Origin of the sequence: Halomonas sp. AOP27-A1-41 (assembly GCF_052378605.1) — a bacterium.
Classification (GTDB): Bacteria; Pseudomonadota; Gammaproteobacteria; order Pseudomonadales; family Halomonadaceae; genus Vreelandella; species Vreelandella citrativorans.
This window is the reverse complement of record NZ_JBQSXT010000007.1, coordinates 14,241-33,560: the sequence shown is the minus strand read 5'-3', so window position 1 is coordinate 33,560 and position 19,320 is coordinate 14,241. Positions and strand designations below refer to the sequence as shown.

Sequence of the window (19,320 nt, the reverse complement as noted above, 5' to 3'; positions counted from 1 at the left end):
CTGGGCTTAAGCCAACAGCGACTAATCGGTAGGTTGAGCACCCTATTTGACATGCCAGATAGCGCCCACCGTTATGAATAGCGTAGCCCTTGAATCGCATAGTGAGTCGTTATTAGAACCGTCCTTAGAGTCATCATGAGCGTCGTTATGAACGTCTTTACGAAAATCTTTACGAACATCTGTGTGAGAGCAACGCTGGCAAGCTTGGCGGCTGTTTTAAGTGCCCCAGCTAGTGTTTATGCGCAGCCTGCTGACCCGCAAGCAACGGATATCACCGCCGGTCAACAGCGCGCGCAAACGTGTGCGGCTTGTCATGGGCAAACGGGTATCAGTCCGGCCAGTGCGTTTCCGCATTTAGCGGGGCAGCAAGCCTCTTACCTGGCCAAACAGATTAGAGATATTCGTGATGGCGAGCGGGTGGTTGTGCAAATGACAGGCATGGTTGACGACTTTTCTGACCAGGATGCCTGGAACGTTGCCGCCTATTATGCCGCCCAGGAGGCTAATCTGGGCCATGCCAATGCGGAAGACGAGGCGCTATTGGCACGCGGAGAAGAGATTTATCGCGCAGGGGTGCGCTCGCGTGGTGTGCCTGCCTGCAGCGCATGCCATACGCCCACGGGTGGCGGTATTGGCAGCGCCGTTTACCCGGCGATTGCTGGTCAGTACCCCGCCTATACGATGACGGCGTTACACGCGTTTGCTAGCGGTGAACGAACGAACGACCCAAGCGGTAGCATGCACGATATTGCGACTCGGCTAAGCGAGGAGGATATGCAGGCCGTGGCTAACTACCTCTTTGGTTTACACTAAGTGGTATCCTGAAAATGAATGCTCTTTCCTATCGGTGAGGGAACCTGATAGCGTTAGAGATAGTCCTATCTTCGCTTATCCCTTGGAGAATTGTCGCATGTTCAAAACGTTATTGGTTGCCCTGACCGGTTTAGGCCTTTCAGCATCTGTCAGCGCTCAGGAATTGGTAGAAGGTAAAGACTATACGCTGCTTGATTCACCGGTCGCGACTCAGGTCGATGAGGATCACATCGAAGTGACCGAAGTGTTCTGGTTCGGCTGCCCTCACTGCAACCGCCTTCAAGCACCAATCACTGAATGGTACGAAACACTGGATGATGACGTAAGTATTGTGCATATGCCCGCTGTCATGGGCGGAAACTCCAATGTTCACGCGACGGCTTTTTATGCTGCCGAGTCGCTAGGCATTGAAGACGATTTGCATGCTGATTTCTTTACGGCGATTCACCAGGATGACCGCGCGTTAACGGATGCTGACGATATTGCCGACTTTTTTGCCGATTATGGTGTCAGTGAAGACGATGCCAAAAAATCCTTAACTTCGTTTGGCGTACGCAGCGAAGTTAACAACGCCCACGGTCGTATTCGTGAAATGCGCTTGATGGGTGTGCCCGCGCTGGTGGTTGATGGCCGTTACGTTATTACCCCCAGCACCGCAGGCAGCCTTGAGAATATGCCGCAAGTGGCAGAAGCACTCATCGAGCGCGTGCGTACTGAGCGCGCGCAGTAAGGTGTAAGGGCATGGGGTGATAAGCAGATGGTCAATCTGACAACAGTGAATCAGCCGGGCAAATTATCGTCTCTGTTTGAAACGGGGCACCTTCGCTTGCTGACGTTTAATTTGCAGGTGGGCATCCAAACGTCTGCTTATCATCACTACTTTACCCGCAGTTGGCAGCACTTCTTGCCGAACCCTCAGCGCGTTAAACGTCTGGATATTATGGGCGATGTGTTGAGCCAGTTTGATGTGGTGGGACTTCAGGAGGCCGATGGCGGCAGTTTTCGCTCCAGTCGTATCAATCAGGTGGAGTACCTGGCCGCTCAGGCCGGGTTTCCGCATCACTTTAAACAGTTAAACCGTAATCTGGGGCGTATCGCCCAGCACAGTAACGGCCTGCTTTCGCGTCTGACACCTACGAAAATTGAAGAGCACCGTTTGCCCGGTACGTTACCTGGTCGCGGGGCCATTCACGTACGTTTTGGCAACGGACCGGATGCGTTACATATTTTTATTGCTCACTTGGCGCTTAGCCAGCGTGGGCGTGGGCGTCAGCTTGACTACTTGAGTGAAATTATTGAGCCGCTACATCACGTGGTGGTGATGGGCGATCTCAACTGCACGCCGGATCAGTTGCACGCCCATCAGCGGTTTAGCGCTTCGCTGCCGCTTCATCCGGTTAAACCGCTATTGAGCTATCCTTCGTGGCAGCCACGACGTGCGCTGGACCATATTCTGCTTTCGCAAACGCTGGAGGCCGCCGAGGTGCGGGTAATGGATCATCTGTTCTCTGATCACCTGCCTATTGCCGTTGATCTACCGTTACCTAACGCCTGTCTATTGGCGATTGAAAACGCCAACTAACGCTTAAGGCCGTCAAACGGGCGAATATGTGCGTTTTAAGCCGCTTTAACCGGTAGATAATTGCCTGTTTAGGGATGACGTTCGGCCTGGAATCAGCGATGATTCCAGGCCGTTTCTTTGTGTAGGACATTTAACATGCACGCCAATGCTCATGAGCCGCGGTTGCTCCGCTGGCTCGACTGCGTGACGGAGAGAGTCGGCCGGGCCATTGCCTGGCTGGTTGTGATCATGATGCTGGTTCAGTTCGCCATCGTTGTCATGCGTTACGCCTTCGGTATGAACAGTATCGTGATGGAAGAGTCGGTAATGTATATGCATGCCGCCGTATTTATGCTGTGCGCTGGCTGGACGCTGCGTCACGAGGGCCATGTGCGGGTGGATATCTTTTATCGGCGCATGTCCGACCGCGGCCGTGCCTGGATCGATCTTCTCGGTACGCTGTTTTTACTGATCCCGGTGATGCTATTTATTGCGATCACTAGCTTTCACTACGTTTACAGCAGCTGGTCGATCATGGAGCGCTCCGCCAATGGCGGTATTCCTGCCGTATTTCTACTCAAGTCAATGATCCTGGCGATGGTGGCGCTGATGCTTCTCCAGGCGGTGGCCCAGTTAATCCGCAAAATATTGATCATTCGCGGCAAACTGCCTGCGCCTATTTCTGAGCATGAGGAGATCATCTAGTGCTGGCGACTCTATTGGAAGGTATGCCGCTGATACTATTCGCCACGGTTTGCGTTGTTTTAATGCTGGGGTATCCGGTGGCGCTGTCGCTGGCGGGCACTGCGCTGGCATTTGCCGGGTTGGGATGGTTGCTTCAGTCGATGGGCGTTGCTGTGCCGTTTGAAGCGCGCTGGATGAACTCCATGCCCAACCGAATTTACGGCATCATGACCAATAGCACCCTGCTGGCGGTGCCTTTATTTGTGCTGATGGGCGTTCTGCTTGAGAAGTCCAGGGTCGCTGAAACACTGTTAGACGCGATGACCATGGCGTTTGGCGCTCTACGTGGGGGGTTGGGCATTGCCGTGGTGTTGGTCGGTATGTTGCTGGCCGCGTCTACCGGTATTGTGGGGGCCACGGTGGTCACCATGGGCCTGCTCTCGCTACCTACGATGCTAAAGCGTGGCTACTCGCCTGCGCTTGCGACCGGGACTATTTGTGCGACCGGAACGCTTGGTCAGATTATTCCACCGTCCATTGCGCTGGTGTTACTGGGCGACGTGCTCAACAACGCCTACCAACAGGCCCAGCTTGCCATGGGCGCCTGGAGCCCGAAAACGCTTTCCGTAGGGGATCTGTTTGTTGGCGCGCTGGTGCCCGGCCTGATACTGGTGGTTGCGTATATCATCTACTTACTGATGGTGGCGTGGCTTAAGCCGGGCGCCGCTCCTGCCGCTGATCGTCAGGCATTGATGCAAGAGCTTGGGCATACCGGCAGTATCTGGCCGTTACTCATAAAAGGGCTTTTACCCCCGATACTGCTGATCGTTGCCGTGCTGGGGTCTATTTTGGGTGGCATTGCGACGCCCACCGAGGCATCCGCCGTGGGCGCGTTTGGTGCCTTGCTGCTGGCCGCTTTTAATCGCCAACTGAGTGTTCCCATGCTGCGCGAGGTGGTGTACTCCACGGCTAAAGTCACCAGCATGGTGTTTTTAATCCTGATTGGGGCGGCGCTGTTTTCGCTGGTTTTCCGTGCCTTCGGCGGTGAAGAGCTGGTGACCCACCTGTTTGAAGCGATGCCGGGCGGCGTTGTAGGCGCCACGATCGTGGTTATGCTGGTGATCTTCCTGCTTGGGTTTATCCTCGACTTTATCGAAATTACCTTTGTTGTGGTGCCAATTGTCGGCCCGGTTCTGCTGGCCATGGGCGTTGACCCCATTTGGCTAGGTATTATGATCGCCGTTAACCTGCAAACCTCGTTTTTAACGCCGCCGTTTGGGTTTGCGCTCTTTTACCTGCGGGGCGTAACGCCACAAAGTGTGCCGACCTCCGCCATCTACCGAGGCGTCATTCCGTTTATTCTCCTGCAACTGGGAATGCTATTGGCGCTGGCGCTGTTCCCTGAGCTTGCTACGTGGCTACCGTCGGTTATTTAGGAAACCCCATGACACGAAATGTAAATGTACTGACGATTGCAGGCTCTGATCCCTCCGGTGGCGCAGGGCTGCAGGGTGATTTAAAGACGTTCTCGGCGCTGGGCGTCTATGGCACCAATGTGATTACGGCGGTGATTGCGCAAAATACTTGCGGCGTTTCCTCGGTCTATCCGGTATCCCCCCAGGCGATCCGTGAGCAGTTGGAAACCCTGTTGGACGATGTGGAGCTGGATGCCGTCAAAATTGGCATGGTCGCAAGCCAGGATGTCGCTGATGTGATTGCTGATGTACTGCGCAAGCGCCGCCCACGCTGGATCGTGCTTGATCCGGTGATGGTCGCCAAAAGTGGCGATATTCTGGTAGACGATGTGGGGATTCGGGCGGTACGCGACATTCTGGTGCCGCTGGCCGATGTGATCACACCTAACCTGCCAGAAGCCGCCGTGCTGCTTGATACCGCCTCACCTACGAGCCTGGACGCCATGGAAGCCATGCTGCCTGGCTTAGCCCAACTGGGCGCGCCTTATGTCGTGTTAAAGGGGGGGCACCTGCGTGGCGAGACATGCCCTGACTTGCTGGCAACGCCGGATGGTCACAAGTGGCTACCTGCGTCACGTATCCAAACAGATAATTTACACGGCACCGGCTGCGCCTTGTCATCCGCTATTGCGGCCTGCCTGGCAAAGCTGCCCATGGATGCGCCTGCCCAGGCCCCCGCTGCGGCTATTAGCGATGCTAAACGGTGGCTGCATGCTGCTCTTGAGGCCAGCGTTCAACTAAGCGTTGGTAAAGGGCGCGGGCCGGTGCACCATTTTCATGCCTGGTGGTAACGCGCTACACGCTAAAATGAATCGTTAGCTTGCGGGATATGGCTTCGCCCACCATGCTGAAGGGTGTCTGTGAAACGACTGCCTGGATGCTTGTCTGAGGAGCGTTATGCCATGACCCGCACGTTTGTGTTTGCCACTGACCTCTCTGCTGAAAATCGCGCTGGCTTTGCGCGCGCCTTGCGCCTTGCTTATACGCACAACGCCCATCTGGATGTTCTGCATGTGCTGGACCCCCATCTGCCGCATCGGCTACTGCAAACAGTAGAGCAAGCGATCAATGAAGATATTGGCGCCACGTTGACCGATATTCGTGAAGACTACGCGCTGGAAGCCCCCAAGACCGTGGTGCAAACCGTTACCGGCGAACCCCATGTTGAAATTGCACGCAAGGCCCATGAAGAGCAGGCTAGGCTGATTGTACTGGGGATGCACCGCAAGCGCGGCCAGAAAGCGCTGTTGGCGGGCACCACGCTAATGCGCGTCGTACGCAATGCGCCATGTCCTGTGGTGATTACCCAGTACACGCCCACCCAGCCCTGGCAGCATATTGTGATACCCGTTGATGCCTGTTTGAGTGCCCGCCACATGCTAAAACAGACGCTAAGCCACTTTCCCGATGCAAAACTAACACTGCTGCATGCCTGGACAGTGCCCGGTGAAGAGGCACTGGGTTCTGAGGTCACTTTTGCTCAGTGGCGTGAGCAGGAAGTGGCGCGCCTGCGGGAGGCATTAAAACACCAGATTGATGATCTGGTGCGCGAGCTCGACGATGCCCCCGATATTGAGCTGGTGCTTGAACCCGGCACGCCGTGCGAGGTGACCCAGGACTATATCAGGTACCATTCGCCTGACCTGGCGGTGATGAGTAGCCGTAGCCAGCCTTTTCACTCCAGCCAGCTAACGCAAGCGCTGCTCAGCGAACCCCACTGCGACCTGATGTTATGCCGCGCCTGGTGACGTGAATAGGTACACTAGACGCTGATATCGTCAGGAGAAGTGCAAGTGAAAGTACTGATACAGCGTGTGAGCCAGGCAAGCGTCAGTGTCGAGGGGCAAACGGTGGGTGCTATTGAGCAAGGGTTATTGGCACTGGTGGGCGTTGAGAAGGGCGACACTGACGCCGCCGTTGAGAAAATACTTCACCGACTTTTGCACTACCGTGTCTTTAGCGACGCCGAGGGCAAAATGAACCTCAATCTTCAGCAGGTAGACGGTGGCTTGCTGCTGGTGTCGCAGTTTACCCTGGCCGCTGAAACCCATAAGGGCCTGCGCCCGGGCTTTTCCAGCGCCGCACCCCCTGCCGAAGGTGAACGGCTGTTTAATGCGCTGGTCAGCCAGGCCCAGTCGGCCTGGCCGAAGGTGGCCACCGGCCAGTTTGGTGCCGATATGCAGGTGGCGCTGGTTAACGATGGCCCGGTGACGTTTTTGCTGGAAAGCTAGCTATTTGGTTTCGCAGAGTACAAACAACTAGGTACTAAGCGTTTTCACTGGCCAACAGTTCGGCTTCCATGGCTTCCAGCGACTCTTCCGCTGCTAGCCATTGCTGCTCGGAACTGTCCAGGCGGGCCTTGATAGTGGCTTGCTGGGCCAGCGCATCGGTAAGCTCGGCCTTACGGCTACTGTCGGTATAAAGCTCGGGGTCGGCCAGCACAGACTCTACGTCTTCCAGCTCGGCTTGGGCTTTTTCCATGGCTTTTTCAGCCTGGTCGCGCTCCTTTTTCAGCGGGCGCAGTTTTTCGCGCAGTTCGGCGGCCGCCTTGCGCGAGGCTTTGCGCGCCTCGCGGCTATCGCCACTGGGCTGCTGGTTCTGGCGCTCGGCTTTTTCGCTACGCGAATCGCGGCGACTCTCTTCAAGGCGCGCTTTTAACCACGCGCGATAATCCTCAAGGTCGCCATCAAACGGCTCTACACGGTTGTCCGCCACGCACCAGAACTCATCGACCGTAGCGCGTAGCAGGTGGCGGTCATGAGAGACCAGAATCACCGTGCCCTCAAAGCCTGCTAGCGCTTCGGTCAGCGCTTCGCGCATTTCCAGGTCCAGGTGGTTGGTGGGCTCATCCAGCAGTAGCAAATTGGGCTTTTGCCAAGCGACCAGCGCTAGTGCCAAACGGGCTTTTTCACCGCCTGAGAAAGTAGCCACTTTGCCAAAGGCGTCATCGCCTTTAAAACCAAAGCCGCCCAGAAAGTTGCGAATCTCCTGGTCGCTGGCTCTAGGTGAAAGACGCTGGACATGCACAAACGGGGTAGAGGTGACATCCAACCCTTCCAACTGGTGCTGGGCAAAGTAACCAATTGCCAAGTGTTCACCGGGAACGCGCTTGCCGTTTAGCAGCTCAAGCTCGCCGGTCAAGGACTTGATCAGCGTTGATTTACCCGCCCCGTTAGGCCCCAGCAGGCCAATACGGCTGCCCGGCAGCAGGGTGATATTGACCTTGTCGAGCTGAACGGTGTCACGCTCTTTACCCCGATAGCCCAGCTGGGCCTGATCAAGTACCAGCAGCGGGTGCGAGGTTTTATCGGCGGCCGGCAGCGTGAAGTGAAAGGGCGAATCGACGTGGGCAATGGCAATATCTTCCATACGCTCCAGCATTTTTACCCGGCTTTGCGCCTGCTTCGCTTTGGTTGCCTGAGCTTTGAAGCGTGCAATAAAGCGCTCAATCTCTTCGCGGCGGGCCTGCTGCTTGGCGGCTTCGGCTTGTTGCAAGGCTAGCTTCTCGGCTCGCGTTCGCTCAAAGAGGGAGTAGTTGCCCCGATAAAGTTCAAGCGTCTGGTGGTGCATGTGCACTATATGGTCACATACTGCATCCAGAAAATCGCGGTCGTGGGAAATCAGCAGCAGGGTGCCCGGGTAGCGGCTTAGCCACTGCTCCAGCCACAGCAGCGCGTCGAGGTCCAGGTGGTTGGTGGGCTCATCCAGCAGCAATAAGTCAGAGGGCATAAACAGCGTACGCGCCAGGTTAACGCGCATTCGCCAGCCGCCTGAAAAGTCGGAAAGCGGACGGGAAAGATCTGGCTGGAAAAAGCCAAGCCCAACCAGTAACTGGGCGGCGCGAGACTCTGCACGGTAGCCATCCAGGGTTTCGATTAGCCCGTGAAGCTCGGCTTCGCGGTGCGCTTCGCCCGCCTCCTGGGCGGCGAGCAGTTCGGCTTCAGCTTGGCGCAGGGCCTTATCGCCATCCAGCACATATTCGATAATTGGCCGATCAAGCGCTTCAACTTCCTGGGCCATATGAGCGATGCGTTGCCCACCGCTCATTTCAACATCGCCCTGGTCGGGGCCTAATTCACCCAGCAGGAGCTTGAAAAGGCTCGATTTACCAGCGCCGTTTGCCCCGATAATACCCGCCTTGATACCGTCGTGCAGGGTCAAGTCGGCGTTCTCGAGTAGCGTTTGCGTGCCGCGTTGCAGGGCGACTTGGCGCAGTGCGATCATGCTCTCTCCCAATGAAAAGTGGGTAAACCAATGCTCGATTCTAACCGATTGCGCCGCCTGGAGCAGATGCCATTATGGGATTTTGCTCTCTCGTTTTATAAAGCCCCCGGCGTTGAAGACGCCTGTCTGACGCTACAGGACACATTAGGCGTCGATGTGTGCGAACTGTTATTTCACGGCTGGCTGTTTGTGAATGGGCTTGAAGCACGCCCAGAAGCGCTGGCGTCACAGCGTGAGCAGCGTCAGCTATGGCAGCGTGAGACCACAGAAGTGCTGCGTCATTTACGCCGCACGTTAAAGCCCCAGGCACTACACAGCGCCTCTGTTTCCGCTCTGCGTAAAACGATTCAGCAGGCTGAGCTGCAGGCCGAACGTGAAAACCTTCAACGTTGGCAAAGGTGGGCGATCGAAAATTCTGGCAGCGACCAGCGATTAACAAACTGCGCGTTGTTTTCGAACGATAGCGAAAAATGGCTGCAAGATAAGCTGTTTTTTGCCGAACTTGACAAGGGTTGCCAGGGTGAGCCAAGCGCGCGCGAAAGCGTAGTTAACGCTTGGCAAACCCTGGCAGCCCGGCTTGACCACTTCGAGTCACCGCGCTAGCCTGAAAATAAGCTGCTTTTGAATAATCTTTCGTTATGCGTCCGCTGACCCACAGCAATGGATAACGTTTTTGCGTGTCAGCGAATGTTAAAAAGCGAATGTAAAAAAACAAAGGCAGAATTTTTGCGCACTCGTACGGCGCGCTAACCACTGCAAGGGGAACATCGCATGAAGGCAAGCAAGTTAGTAACGACGGCTAGCGTTGGCGCACTGTTGCTGGGCATGACCGCGGCTGCCCAGGCAGACAACTGGCGCTACGCTCACGAAGAGTACGAAGGTGATGTACAGGATGTGTTCGCCTACGCATTCAAAGAGTATATCGAAGATAATTCCGACCACACCGTTCAGGTTTATCGCTTTGGCGAACTGGGCGAGTCTGACGACATCATGGAGCAGACTCAAAACGGCATTCTCCAGTTTGTTAACCAGTCACCGGGCTTTACCGGCGCGCTGATTCCAGAAGCTCAGATTTTCTTTATTCCTTACCTTCTGCCTACCGATCAAGATACGGTGCTAACGTTCTTCGACGAAAGCGAAGCGATTAACGAGATGTTCCCCGAGCTTTACGCTGAGCAGGGTCTTGAACTTCTTAAGATGTACCCAGAAGGCGAAATGGTGATTACCACCGATGAGCCGGTCAGCTCGCCCGAGGATCTGCAGAATAAGAAAATCCGTACCATGACCAACCCGCTGTTGTCAGAAACCTACAGCGCGTTTGGTGCAACACCCACGCCACTGCCGTGGGGTGAAGTGTACGGTGGTCTGCAAACCGGGATTTTGGACGGCCAGGAAAACCCGATCTTCTGGATCGAGTCGGGCGGTCTCTATGAAGTCTCTCCGCACCTGACGTTTACCGGCCATGGCTGGTTCACCACCGCCATGATGGCGAACCAGGACTTCTATTCAGATCTTTCTGAAGAAGACCAGCAGCTGGTTCAAGATGCCTCTGAAGCTGCTTATGACCAAACCATGGAGCACATCCAGGGCTTGGCCGACGAAGCGCTGGAGAAAATCCAGGCGGCTTCTAGCGATGTGACCGTTACGCGTCTGAACGAAGAGCAGATTCAGATGTTCCGTGAACGGGCGCCGCAAGTGGAAGAAGCCTTCCTCGAAATGACGGGTGAGGGTGGCGCTGAACTGCTGGAGCAGTTCAAAGCCGACCTGGAAGCCACAAACCAGTAATGTTGAGTTGCCGTTTAAGGCAGAAAGGGTGACTCATATCAGGGGCAGCCACGGCTGCCCCTTTTCTATTGTTTATCGATACCTTTAAGGGGAGCAACGTGGTGGATAGTAGCCCCATACAAAAGGCGAAAGGCTTGAGTACCCCCTACGCTAAACGTATGTCGGTACTGCTCTCTCACCCTTCAACTTTGAACGTGGAATAACCTTGATGACTAGCATGTTATTGGCCGTTGCTAGCCATCGTCATGCCGCTAAACATGCCGTTAAAAAAGGAGCCCGGCCATGACCGATGAAGAATCCGAAAAGAGCTATCATTCTGGTTTACCCGGCGTGTTGGGAGTGATCGACACTGCAATTAGCAAAATCGAGTCAGTGATATTGGCGCTAGGGGTTTTGCTAATGGCGCTGAATACGGTCACCAATGTGATTGCCCGCTTTGTATTTGGCAATAGCATCATGTTCTCCGGTGAATTAAACCGCATTTTGATCATCATGATTACGTTTGCCGGTATTGGCTATGCGGCGCGCCATGGGCGTCATATACGCATGTCGGCAATTTACGATGCTTTACCGGTGGGTGGGCGTAAAGCGTTGATGATCTGCATTTCGCTCGTCACCTCTTTCATTATGTTCTTCCTGTTTTACTACTCGATCGTTTATATCCTCGACTTGTATAGCAAAGGACGCGTGCTGCCTTCGTTAAGTTTGCCGGTCTGGATAATTTACCTATGGGTGCCGATGGGCTTTTTCATCACTGGTATTCAGTACCTGCTAACCGCCATTAAAAACCTCACGAGTCGGGATGTGTATCTCTCAACGGGTGTGGTCGATGGTTATAAAGATACCGAAACTGAAGTTTGACGCAGGGTATCGTATCCTGAGGAAAGAGCTATGACGACAATAATGATAGTCACCATGATTGCCCTGCTACTGCTGGGCTTTCCCATGATGGTGCCGCTCATTGCAGCGGCGATCATCGGTTTTTACATGATGTTTAACGGCTTCGGCCAGATGGATACGCTGATTCAGCAAATGATGGCAGGCATACGACCAGCCTCGCTGATCGCGGTACCCATGTTCATTTTAGCGGCCGATATTATGACCCGCGGCCAATCGGCTAACCGTTTGATCGCGATGGTAATGTCGTTTATCGGCCATATTAAGGGCGGGCTTGCGGTCAGTACGGCGGCCTCTTGTACGTTGTTTGGCGCTGTTTCAGGTTCAACCCAGGCAACCGTGGTCGCGGTGGGTTCGCCGTTGCGGCCCAAAATGCTTAAAGCCGGCTACTCCGACTCCTTTACGCTGGCGCTGATTATTAATGCCAGCGATATCGCTTTTTTGATTCCGCCGAGTATTGGCATGATCATCTACGGGGTCGTGTCAGGCACATCGATTGGTGAGCTGTTTATCGCCGGTATTGGCCCCGGTCTTCTGATTCTGTTGATGTTTTCAGCCTACTGTATTACCTACGCCATCGTTAAGGATGTACCGACCGAGGCGAAAGCCAGCTGGAGAGAGCGTGGCGTTGCGGTTCAAAAAGCGCTCTGGCCGCTGGGTTTCCCGGTTATTATTGTCGGCGGTATTTATGGCGGTATTTTTAGCCCTACGGAGGCTGCCGCAGCGTGTGTGCTGTATGCGGTGCTGCTGGAATTTGTGGTGTTTCGGTCCCTCAAGATGGTCGATATCTACACGATTGCCAAATCTACCGGCTTGATTACTGCTGTGGTGTTTATCCTGGTAGCCGTCGGTAATAGCTTCTCCTGGATTATTTCCTTCGCTCAAATTCCCCAAACGATCCTGGAAGCCGTAGGCGTGAATGATGCCGGGCCGACTGGCGTCTTGATCGCGATTTGTATCTCCTTCTTTATCGCCTGCATGTTCGTTGACCCTATCGTGGTTATCCTCGTGCTTACGCCTATCTTTGCCCCTGCCATTGCCACAACAGGACTCGACCCGGTACTGGTCGGCATCTTGATTACCCTGCAGGTGGCGATTGGCTCGGCCACACCACCGTTTGGCTGCGACATCTTTACCGCGATTGCGATCTTTAAGCGGCCTTACTGGGAAGTTATTAAAGGCACGCCGCCGTTTATCTTTATGCTCATTCTGGCGGCCGCGCTTCTAATCATGTTCCCGCAGATTGCGCTGTTTCTACGCGACCTGGCGTTCCGCTAGCCTTCCATTAAGGAGAATTGCATGTTTAACCGCATTTTAGTCCCAGTGGATGGCTCGAAAGGTGCCATTAAGGCGCTCGATAAAGCAGTAGGGTTACATCTGCTAACGGGCGCTGAGCTCTATTTCTTGTGCGTATTCAAGCACCACAGCCTGCTTGAGGCGTCACTTTCCATGGTACGCCCCAATCAGTTGGATATTCCCGACGATGCGTTAAAAGAGTACGCCACCGAGATCGCTATACACGCGAAAAACCATGCCATTGAGCAAGGCGCGGACAGCACAAGCGTGCGTGCTTTTGTTAAAGGTGGTCGGCCTTCACGTACCATTGCACGCTTCGCCTGGAAGCGAGAGTGCGATTTGATCGTGATTGGTGCTCAAGGCACTAACGGCGAAAAGAGCATGCTGCTGGGCAGTGTATCTCAACGGGTGGCCGGTGCGGCGCATTGTCCCACCTTGGTGGTGTAGCTTCGTTGTAGGCACCACGATTGACGTAAGCATTGCTTCACAAGGTTAAACCTCTTGGTAAAAGCGAGGTCGTAACAGGCGTAGCTACAGTCTTAACTACGGTTTTAACTACAGTCGTAACAACAGCGCCCGTTTCAGGTAGATACACCCTGAAGCGGGTGTTAGGCTTTGAAGCACTTAATATCTGGCGTATTGCGCCGTCGAATAAGGTTACTTTTTTATGAAAACACTGCTCTCCTCAACGGCTCTGACAGGTCTGCTTTTAGTGGCACCGTTTGTTGCTGCGGCCCCTGAAACTGACGATCAGCGCCTTGCCTACAGCCTTGGGGTTACGCTGGGTGAAAGCATGAAAGCGGATATCGGCGACCTTGACCTGGATGCGTTTAACGACGGCATGCGCGATGTGTTCGAGGACAATGAGTTGGCGCTCGACGAAGAGCAAATGGTTGAGGCCATTATGGCCTTCCAGGAGCGCTCGTTGGAGGCGCGTGAACAGGAAGCCGCTGAGATCGGCCAGGCAAACCTCGAGGAAGGCGAAGAGTTCCTGGCAGAAAACGCCGAGCGTGAGGGCGTAGAGGTGACGGATTCTGGCCTGCAGTACGAAGTGCTTGAGTCGGGCGATGGCGCAACGCCCGGGCCTGAGGACACTGTTGAGGTGAATTACGAAGGCATGCTGCTGGATGGTACGATATTCGACAGCTCGTTTGAGCGCGGCGAGTCGGTTAGCTTCCAGGTCAATCAAGTTATTGAAGGCTGGCAGGAAGGCCTGCAGATGATGAGCGTTGGCGATAGCTGGATGCTGTATATCCCTGCTGACCTGGCTTACGGCGAAAACGGCCAAGGCCCAATTGGCCCCAATGAAATGCTCACGTTCCGGGTTGAACTGTTAGGCGTTGAATAATCCATGCCTATGGCCCTGCGGGTAGCTCACACGCTAAGTGCGTTGTTGTTGCTAAGCGGCCCGCTGGCAGCCAGTGCAATGGCTGAAACGCCTGAGCGCTTGCCCGCGCTAAATGCCATGTCAGAGCAGGCAAGCGTCGTCGGCGTTTCATCAGGCGGTTATATGGCAACCCAGCTAGCGGTTGCTTGGCCTGAGCGCTTTAGCGGTGTAGGCGTGCTGGCGGCAGGGCCTTGGGGCTGTTCGGAGGGCTCCTTAAATCTTGCGCTTAATCAATGCATGCAAACCCGTGTAGGCCAGCCAGCCTTGGACAGGCTAGACGCACGTTGGGCGGGTTATGAAAGGCATGACCGGGTCGGTGCTCGTGAAGACCTGGCTCAGCTCCGTGCCTTTATCTGGTATGGCGATGCCGATGATGTCGTACAGCCCGAGCTGGCTGAGCTATTGGCCAAGCAGTGGTTGGGCTGGCTGACATCGCCTGAGCAGCTGCAACGGGTACGTAGTCAGGCAGCGGGGCATGGCTGGCCAGTCCAGCTACGCGAGGAGGAAGCTGTTGGTCCGCAGGAGTTGGGCAACTGCCGCCAGGGCGGTGGTAGCCATGTGCTGGCCTGTGATGAAGATGTTGCGCAAGAAATGCTTGCCTGGTTATATCCCGAACGCGACGCTTCTACTTCCGCAACGGGAGAGCTGGTTGCTTTCGATCAGTCGGAGTTTGCGGTTAAAGGGCTCGCGGACACGGGGTATGTATTTATTCCCGCAGCATGTGAAGAGGGAGCATGCCCGGTCACTATTGCACTGCACGGCTGCCAAATGAGCGCTAGCGCTATTGGTGATACCTTTGTTAGCCATAGCGGTTTGAATCGTTGGGCCGCCAGCCACCAGCAGATAGTGCTTTACCCACAAGCTGACAGCAGCTTGTCGAACCCGCAAGGGTGCTGGGATTGGTGGGGGTATGCAGAAAGCCTCTGGCAGAAAAATCCGCTGCACGATACCCGTGAAGGCGTCCAGGCGAGCGCGCTCATGCGTATGCTTGACCGTTTGGAAGCCGCGCCGGTTATGCCGGTTCTGTCTGACTAGTTCTGCCTGGCTAGCTCTTCTTTACCACTTCAAAGTCAAACCAGCTCCCCACATCTCCCTCCGGTGTTTCAAGAATCACGCGTGCCCGCCAGGGCGTAGCAGTTTGCACCTCTTTATCCACTTGGCCTTGACCACGAAAACGGCTTGGCGTGATGGCATCCAGCACAAAGCGCTCAATCCTCGAATCTCGATAGCGGTCAACCAAATCCACGTTGACCTGATGGGCTGGAATGCCTTGAATATCGACTTCCAACGGTAAAGCAGCGTGCGCTTCTATAGGGCCGTTGACATCAATATGAAAGGTCAACTGGCGCCCACTGCCCAGTGCGACTGAACAAGGGTGAGCATGGACATCGCAACTGGCGGCGGAAGGGAACCAGGTAACGTGGCTGTTATCGTGATATTGATGAAAAAATACGTACCATGTAGACATCGCCAGTGCTAAACCGGTGACTAAAATCAGCACCTTGAGTCCCTGTAAACCTGAAAAACCAGCAGTTTTAGGTAGTATCTTCATGGCAGAATACCGCTACGCAGGCCGTGAGGCGGGGTGTCGTTTCATGGTAACAGTAAACGTGTCGATGTCGTTGTGCTGTGATGTCGCAGTCACTAAGGAAAACCCATGGAGAGTATTACCACTGCGTTAGGGCCCCTGTTCCTACTAATTCTATTAGGAGCGGGCATGGGCTACTGGCGCTGGCCCGGTGCAGATTTTTGGCCGCAAATGGAGCGGCTAATTTACTTTGTGCTTTTCCCGGCCATGCTGGTGGGAACGCTGGCCACCGCCGATGTCAGCCAGGTACCGGTAGGGCGCTTGGCCCTGGTGCTATTAGGCGCCATTGCGTTTTTTGGGCTGCTGATCTGGTGGTTTCGCCATTGGCTACAGCTAACGCCAGCAGCGTTTACCTCGGTGTTTCAAGGCGCGGTGCGCTTTAACACCTATGTAGGCGTAGCGGGGGCCGCGGCATTGCATGGTGAGTTAGGTGCAACCACGGCAGCGGTTGCCGTAGCGCTGATGGTGCCCGTGGTGAACATCATGTGTGTGGCAAGTTTTGTGGCTGCCGGCACATTAGGCAGTGCGAGCATGGGGAAAAGCGTCATGGCGTTGGTGAAAAACCCGCTGATCCTCGCCTGCCTGGCAGGAATAGGATTAAACCTGAGCGGCATTGGCCTGCCAGGGTGGAGTGAGGACACCGTCGGCCTGCTAGGGCGTGCCGCGCTACCACTAGGGCTGGTTGCCGTGGGGGTGGCACTACGCCCGGCCGCGCTGTTACGCATTGACCGTGGCCTGTTAGCGACCAACAGCGTCAAATTGTTACTAATGCCAGCGCTGGTATTGGTGCTGGCGTGGGCGCTAGGCCTGGATACCGTTAGCCGGGACGTGGCGCTGCTGTTTGCAGCACTTCCCACGGCAACCTCGGCCTATATTCTGGCCCGCCAGTTAGGTGGTGACGCTGAGCTAATGGCAGCCATTATCACCGGTCAAACGCTACTCGCCATGCTCACGCTTCCGCTCTGGTTACAGCTTGCAGGGTAAGATGTAAAAATAAATAAAAAGTATTCGCATTTGTATTGACGGGTTAAATGATAATGATTATATTGTGCTTGTAGCGTTTAATGAGTCGCTACAGACCACGACAGCGAGCCGCCAGTTCGTTGTCATGGTTTCTCCCTCTCATTGCTAGTCACGGTCTTTTGCCACTCCTTTGGAGTGGCTTTCTTTTTTTGTGCACCTTTAAAAGACTGAGCCCACTGTGAATGACCGCCAGCGAGAGCTTTACGCTGACGGCCTTTGCTTGAAAGTGGTGGTAACTTACGCCTCGCGCCGATAAATCAGATCCCACACGCCGTGGCCCAACTTCTCGCCACGGGCTTCAAACTTGGTCAGCGGGCGGAAGGCGGGGCGGGGTACATAGGGCGCCGTGTCGGCATCGGCTGTGTTGGCGTAGCCGGAGGCGGCTTCCATTACCTCGGCCATCCACTCGGCATAGGCTTCCCAGTCGGTCGCCATGTGGAAGGTGCCGCCGGGTTTCAGGCGTGTGCGAATCAGCTCGACAAACGCGGGCTGTACAATGCGCCGTTTGTGGTGCTTTTTCTTCGGCCAGGGGTCGGGGAAAAACAGCTGCACGGTGTCGATTGAGCCTTCCGGCAGGCACTTCTCCAGTACGGCCAGGGCGTCTTCTTTATAGATACGCAGGTTGGTCAGGCCGCGCTTGTCCACTTCATCCAGCAGCTTGCCGACGCCCGGCGAATGCACTTCGATACCGATAAAGTCGGTGTCCGGGTGGGTTTCTGCCTGCTCGATCAGCGAGTTACCCATGCCGAAGCCGATTTCAACCACGCGGGGCGCTTCCCGGCCAAACAGTGCCGTCAGGTCCTGCAGACCATCGGCAATCGTCAGGCCAAAGCGCGGCCATACATCTTCAAGGCCCCGGTTCTGGGCTTGAGTCATGCGCCCAGCACGGATTACATAGCTTTTAATACCGCGACGATGCAGTGGCGCTTCAGCGCTTTCCGGCCCGGTTGAGGACTCGTCGGTACTTTTAATATCAGTCATAAAATCTCTTAACCGTTAATGCGGCCAGCAAAAGGTGATGAAGGGTCTGCCGTTTGGCGGCGCGGCATGCGCCCGGCCAGGAAAGCATCGCGCCCGGCTTCTACGGCGCTCTTCATGGCGCGCGCCATGCGCAGCGGTTCACGAGCGTGGGCAATGGCGGTATTCAACAGCACGCCATCACAACCCAGTTCCATGGCCATGGCCGCGTCGGACGCCGTGCCGATACCGGCATCCACCAGCACCGGTACGCTGCTTTGTTCCACAATCAGGCGCACGTTGTGTGGGTTCTGAATGCCGTGGCCTGAACCAATCAGCGAGCCCAGCGGCATGATGGCGCAGCAACCCATGGCTTCAAGTTCGCGTGCCACAATGGGGTCGTCGCTGGTGTACACCATGACGTCAAAGCCATCGGCCAACAGCGTCTCGGCGGCTTTCAGGGTTTCGACGACATTGGGGTAGAGCGTGGTCTCATCGCCCAGCACTTCCAGTTTGACCAACTTGTGGCCATCCAGCAGTTCGCGGGCCAAGCGACAAGTGCGTACAGCGTCTTTGGCGGTGTAGCAGCCTGCCGTATTAGGCAGCAGGGTATAGCGCGACGGCGAAATCACGTCGAGCAGGTTGGGTCCGGCTTCCTGGCCCAGGTTGGTACGGCGTACGGCAAAGGTGACAATCTCGGCGCCACTTTCGGCAATCGCCGCACCGGTCTCGTCGAAGTCTTTATATTTGCCGGTGCCGACCAGCAGGCGAGAACTAAAGTTACGTCCGGCGATAGTAAACGGCGCATCGTTTTGAAGTGTCATAGCGAATCCTGGATAAAGCGCGAGAAATAGGGCGTAGCCAGTAAAAAAGGCATGCGAGCTGCGGGCTAGCCACCGCCAATGGCGTGCACCACTTCGACCTGGTCATCCTCGGCCAGGGGAGTGATCGCTAGCTGGCTGCGTGGCACAATCTCTTCGTTGATCTCTACCGCGACCCGCCGACCCGTAAGCGCCAATTGATCGATTAGATCCGCAGCCGTCAGGCCCGCTTCCAGCGCGTAAGGCTCGCCATTGAGTTGAATTTGCATAAGGGCGTCTCGTCTATCGAGGCATAGGGTCTATAAGAGTTAGGGCTAACCCTAGCGAAATACCAAAAAGTGCCTCTATTGTAGCGGTTTCCTGCGGCGCAAGGTATGCCGAGTCGTACGCGTGCTTACACGGGCGCGCTAACACCTTGAAAGGAGCAATAATGCAACGTAGCGAACGAATCATTTGGTGCCTGGTAGCGCTCTCTGGAGCTATCACGGTCATGGTGGGCGCGTATGCTGCTCATGGTCTGGCCGCGCGAGTATCGGCGGAGTTGGTGCACGCGGCCGAAACCGGCGTGCGCTACCAGGCCTGGCACACGCTAGCGATAATGGCGGTACTGGTCGGTCAGCGCGTGCTTGGTTTCAAGGGCTGGCAGTGGCCAGTTGCACTGTGGGGATTGGGCATGGTGGCTTTCTCCGGCTCGCTTTATGCCATGGCGATGGCCGATTTAAATGCAGGCATCGTCACGCCGATAGGTGGCGCTCTGCTGATTGCCGGGTGGCTGATGCTAGCCGTGGCGGTGATCAGAAGCCCTTAAC

Annotated in this window: 22 protein-coding genes; 17 read left to right on the top strand and 5 right to left on the bottom strand. The window is 55.4% G+C overall.

The features are described 5' to 3' along the window. The first annotated feature begins 183 nt into the window (after nt 1-183). The 8 genes from ACT3TC_RS06650 (at nt 184) to dtd (ending at nt 6,764) form a co-directional block, all read left to right on the top strand. Nucleotides 184-813, top strand: coding sequence for a c-type cytochrome (locus ACT3TC_RS06650; protein ID WP_444639594.1), 630 nt, complete (start codon nt 184-186; stop codon nt 811-813). Between the two features lie 97 nt (nt 814-910). Then, complete coding sequence (locus ACT3TC_RS06645; RefSeq protein WP_172116845.1) at nt 911-1,543, top strand: thiol:disulfide interchange protein DsbA/DsbL; 633 nt, start codon at nt 911-913, stop codon at nt 1,541-1,543. Nucleotides 1,544-1,570: 27 nt separating this feature from the next. After that, entirely contained in the window at nt 1,571-2,395 is an 825-nt protein-coding gene (locus tag ACT3TC_RS06640) for an endonuclease/exonuclease/phosphatase family protein (RefSeq protein WP_444631017.1), read from the top strand. Between the two features lie 135 nt (nt 2,396-2,530). After that, nucleotides 2,531-3,079 (top strand): TRAP transporter small permease subunit, encoded by a 549-nt coding sequence (locus ACT3TC_RS06635; protein WP_087110472.1) that lies wholly within the window; start codon nt 2,531-2,533, stop codon nt 3,077-3,079. Then, complete coding sequence (locus tag ACT3TC_RS06630; protein WP_444639550.1) at nt 3,079-4,494, top strand: TRAP transporter large permease; 1,416 nt, start codon at nt 3,079-3,081, stop codon at nt 4,492-4,494. Before ACT3TC_RS06635 ends, ACT3TC_RS06630 begins: the two co-directional genes overlap by 1 nt. Nucleotides 4,495-4,502: 8 nt before the next feature. Next, nucleotides 4,503-5,324: a bifunctional hydroxymethylpyrimidine kinase/phosphomethylpyrimidine kinase gene (thiD, locus tag ACT3TC_RS06625; RefSeq protein WP_444639549.1), complete on the top strand. Its 822-nt coding sequence runs from the start codon at nt 4,503-4,505 to the stop codon at nt 5,322-5,324. 111 nt (nt 5,325-5,435) lie between these two features. Then, on the top strand, nt 5,436-6,281 hold the full coding sequence (locus ACT3TC_RS06620; protein ID WP_444639548.1) for a universal stress protein: 846 nt from the start codon (nt 5,436-5,438) through the stop codon (nt 6,279-6,281). Nucleotides 6,282-6,326: 45 nt separating this feature from the next. Further along, a complete protein-coding gene (gene dtd / locus ACT3TC_RS06615) occupies nt 6,327-6,764 on the top strand; it encodes a D-aminoacyl-tRNA deacylase (protein ID WP_172116848.1) in 438 nt (145 codons plus the stop codon). Between the two features lie 34 nt (nt 6,765-6,798). On the opposite strand, the gene ACT3TC_RS06610 is transcribed toward dtd, so the two are convergent. Then, nucleotides 6,799-8,757, bottom strand: coding sequence for an ATP-binding cassette domain-containing protein (locus ACT3TC_RS06610; RefSeq protein ID WP_444639547.1), 1,959 nt, complete (start codon nt 8,755-8,757; stop codon nt 6,799-6,801). Nucleotides 8,758-8,787: 30 nt separating this feature from the next. Between ACT3TC_RS06610 and ACT3TC_RS06605 the strand changes: the two genes are divergently transcribed. The 7 genes from ACT3TC_RS06605 to ACT3TC_RS06575 all read left to right on the top strand — a co-directional run bounded on the left by ACT3TC_RS06605 (nt 8,788) and on the right by ACT3TC_RS06575 (nt 15,157). Then, nucleotides 8,788-9,360 carry a TIGR02444 family protein gene (locus tag ACT3TC_RS06605; RefSeq protein WP_172116850.1) on the top strand — a complete coding sequence of 191 codons (573 nt, stop codon included), beginning with the start codon at nt 8,788-8,790 and terminating at the stop codon, nt 9,358-9,360. A gap of 168 nt (nt 9,361-9,528) precedes the next feature. After that, on the top strand, nt 9,529-10,542 hold the full coding sequence (locus ACT3TC_RS06600) for a TRAP transporter substrate-binding protein (RefSeq protein WP_444639546.1): 1,014 nt from the start codon (nt 9,529-9,531) through the stop codon (nt 10,540-10,542). Between the two features lie 282 nt (nt 10,543-10,824). After that, nucleotides 10,825-11,403 carry a TRAP transporter small permease gene (locus ACT3TC_RS06595; protein WP_192526888.1) on the top strand — a complete coding sequence of 193 codons (579 nt, stop codon included), beginning with the start codon at nt 10,825-10,827 and terminating at the stop codon, nt 11,401-11,403. A 30-nt stretch (nt 11,404-11,433) separates the two neighbouring features. After that, complete coding sequence (locus tag ACT3TC_RS06590; protein WP_444639545.1) at nt 11,434-12,717, top strand: TRAP transporter large permease; 1,284 nt, start codon at nt 11,434-11,436, stop codon at nt 12,715-12,717. Nucleotides 12,718-12,738: 21 nt separating this feature from the next. Then, nucleotides 12,739-13,182, top strand: a complete 444-nt coding sequence (locus tag ACT3TC_RS06585) for a universal stress protein (RefSeq protein ID WP_172116854.1) — start codon at nt 12,739-12,741, stop codon at nt 13,180-13,182. A 220-nt stretch (nt 13,183-13,402) separates the two neighbouring features. Next, a complete protein-coding gene (locus ACT3TC_RS06580) occupies nt 13,403-14,083 on the top strand; it encodes an FKBP-type peptidyl-prolyl cis-trans isomerase (RefSeq protein ID WP_192526890.1) in 681 nt (226 codons plus the stop codon). 3 nt (nt 14,084-14,086) lie between these two features. After that, nucleotides 14,087-15,157: an alpha/beta hydrolase-fold protein gene (locus ACT3TC_RS06575; RefSeq protein ID WP_444639544.1), complete on the top strand. Its 1,071-nt coding sequence runs from the start codon at nt 14,087-14,089 to the stop codon at nt 15,155-15,157. Between the two features lie 10 nt (nt 15,158-15,167). Here the strand turns inward: ACT3TC_RS06575 and ACT3TC_RS06570 are convergent, their stop codons facing one another. Further along, complete coding sequence (locus tag ACT3TC_RS06570) at nt 15,168-15,674, bottom strand: hypothetical protein (protein WP_444639543.1); 507 nt, start codon at nt 15,672-15,674, stop codon at nt 15,168-15,170. A 105-nt stretch (nt 15,675-15,779) separates the two neighbouring features. Here ACT3TC_RS06570 and ACT3TC_RS06565 point away from each other — a divergent pair, with 105 nt between their 5' ends. Next, nucleotides 15,780-16,694 (top strand): AEC family transporter, encoded by a 915-nt coding sequence (locus tag ACT3TC_RS06565; protein ID WP_444639542.1) that lies wholly within the window; start codon nt 15,780-15,782, stop codon nt 16,692-16,694. Nucleotides 16,695-16,970: 276 nt separating this feature from the next. Here the strand turns inward: ACT3TC_RS06565 and trmB are convergent, their stop codons facing one another. The 3 genes from trmB to thiS form a co-directional block, all read right to left on the bottom strand. Continuing rightward, nucleotides 16,971-17,714 (bottom strand): tRNA (guanosine(46)-N7)-methyltransferase TrmB, encoded by a 744-nt coding sequence (gene trmB / locus ACT3TC_RS06560; protein WP_444639541.1) that lies wholly within the window; start codon nt 17,712-17,714, stop codon nt 16,971-16,973. Nucleotides 17,715-17,722: 8 nt separating this feature from the next. Beyond that, the gene (locus tag ACT3TC_RS06555; protein ID WP_087110513.1) at nt 17,723-18,514 is read right to left on the bottom strand and encodes a thiazole synthase; all 792 of its coding nucleotides are present in this window, start codon (nt 18,512-18,514) and stop codon (nt 17,723-17,725) included. Between the two features lie 65 nt (nt 18,515-18,579). Further along, complete coding sequence (thiS, locus tag ACT3TC_RS06550; protein WP_193054032.1) at nt 18,580-18,780, bottom strand: sulfur carrier protein ThiS; 201 nt, start codon at nt 18,778-18,780, stop codon at nt 18,580-18,582. Between the two features lie 161 nt (nt 18,781-18,941). Between thiS and ACT3TC_RS06545 the strand changes: the two genes are divergently transcribed. After that, complete coding sequence (locus ACT3TC_RS06545; RefSeq protein WP_444639540.1) at nt 18,942-19,319, top strand: DUF423 domain-containing protein; 378 nt, start codon at nt 18,942-18,944, stop codon at nt 19,317-19,319. Nucleotide 19,320 lies beyond the last annotated feature (1 nt).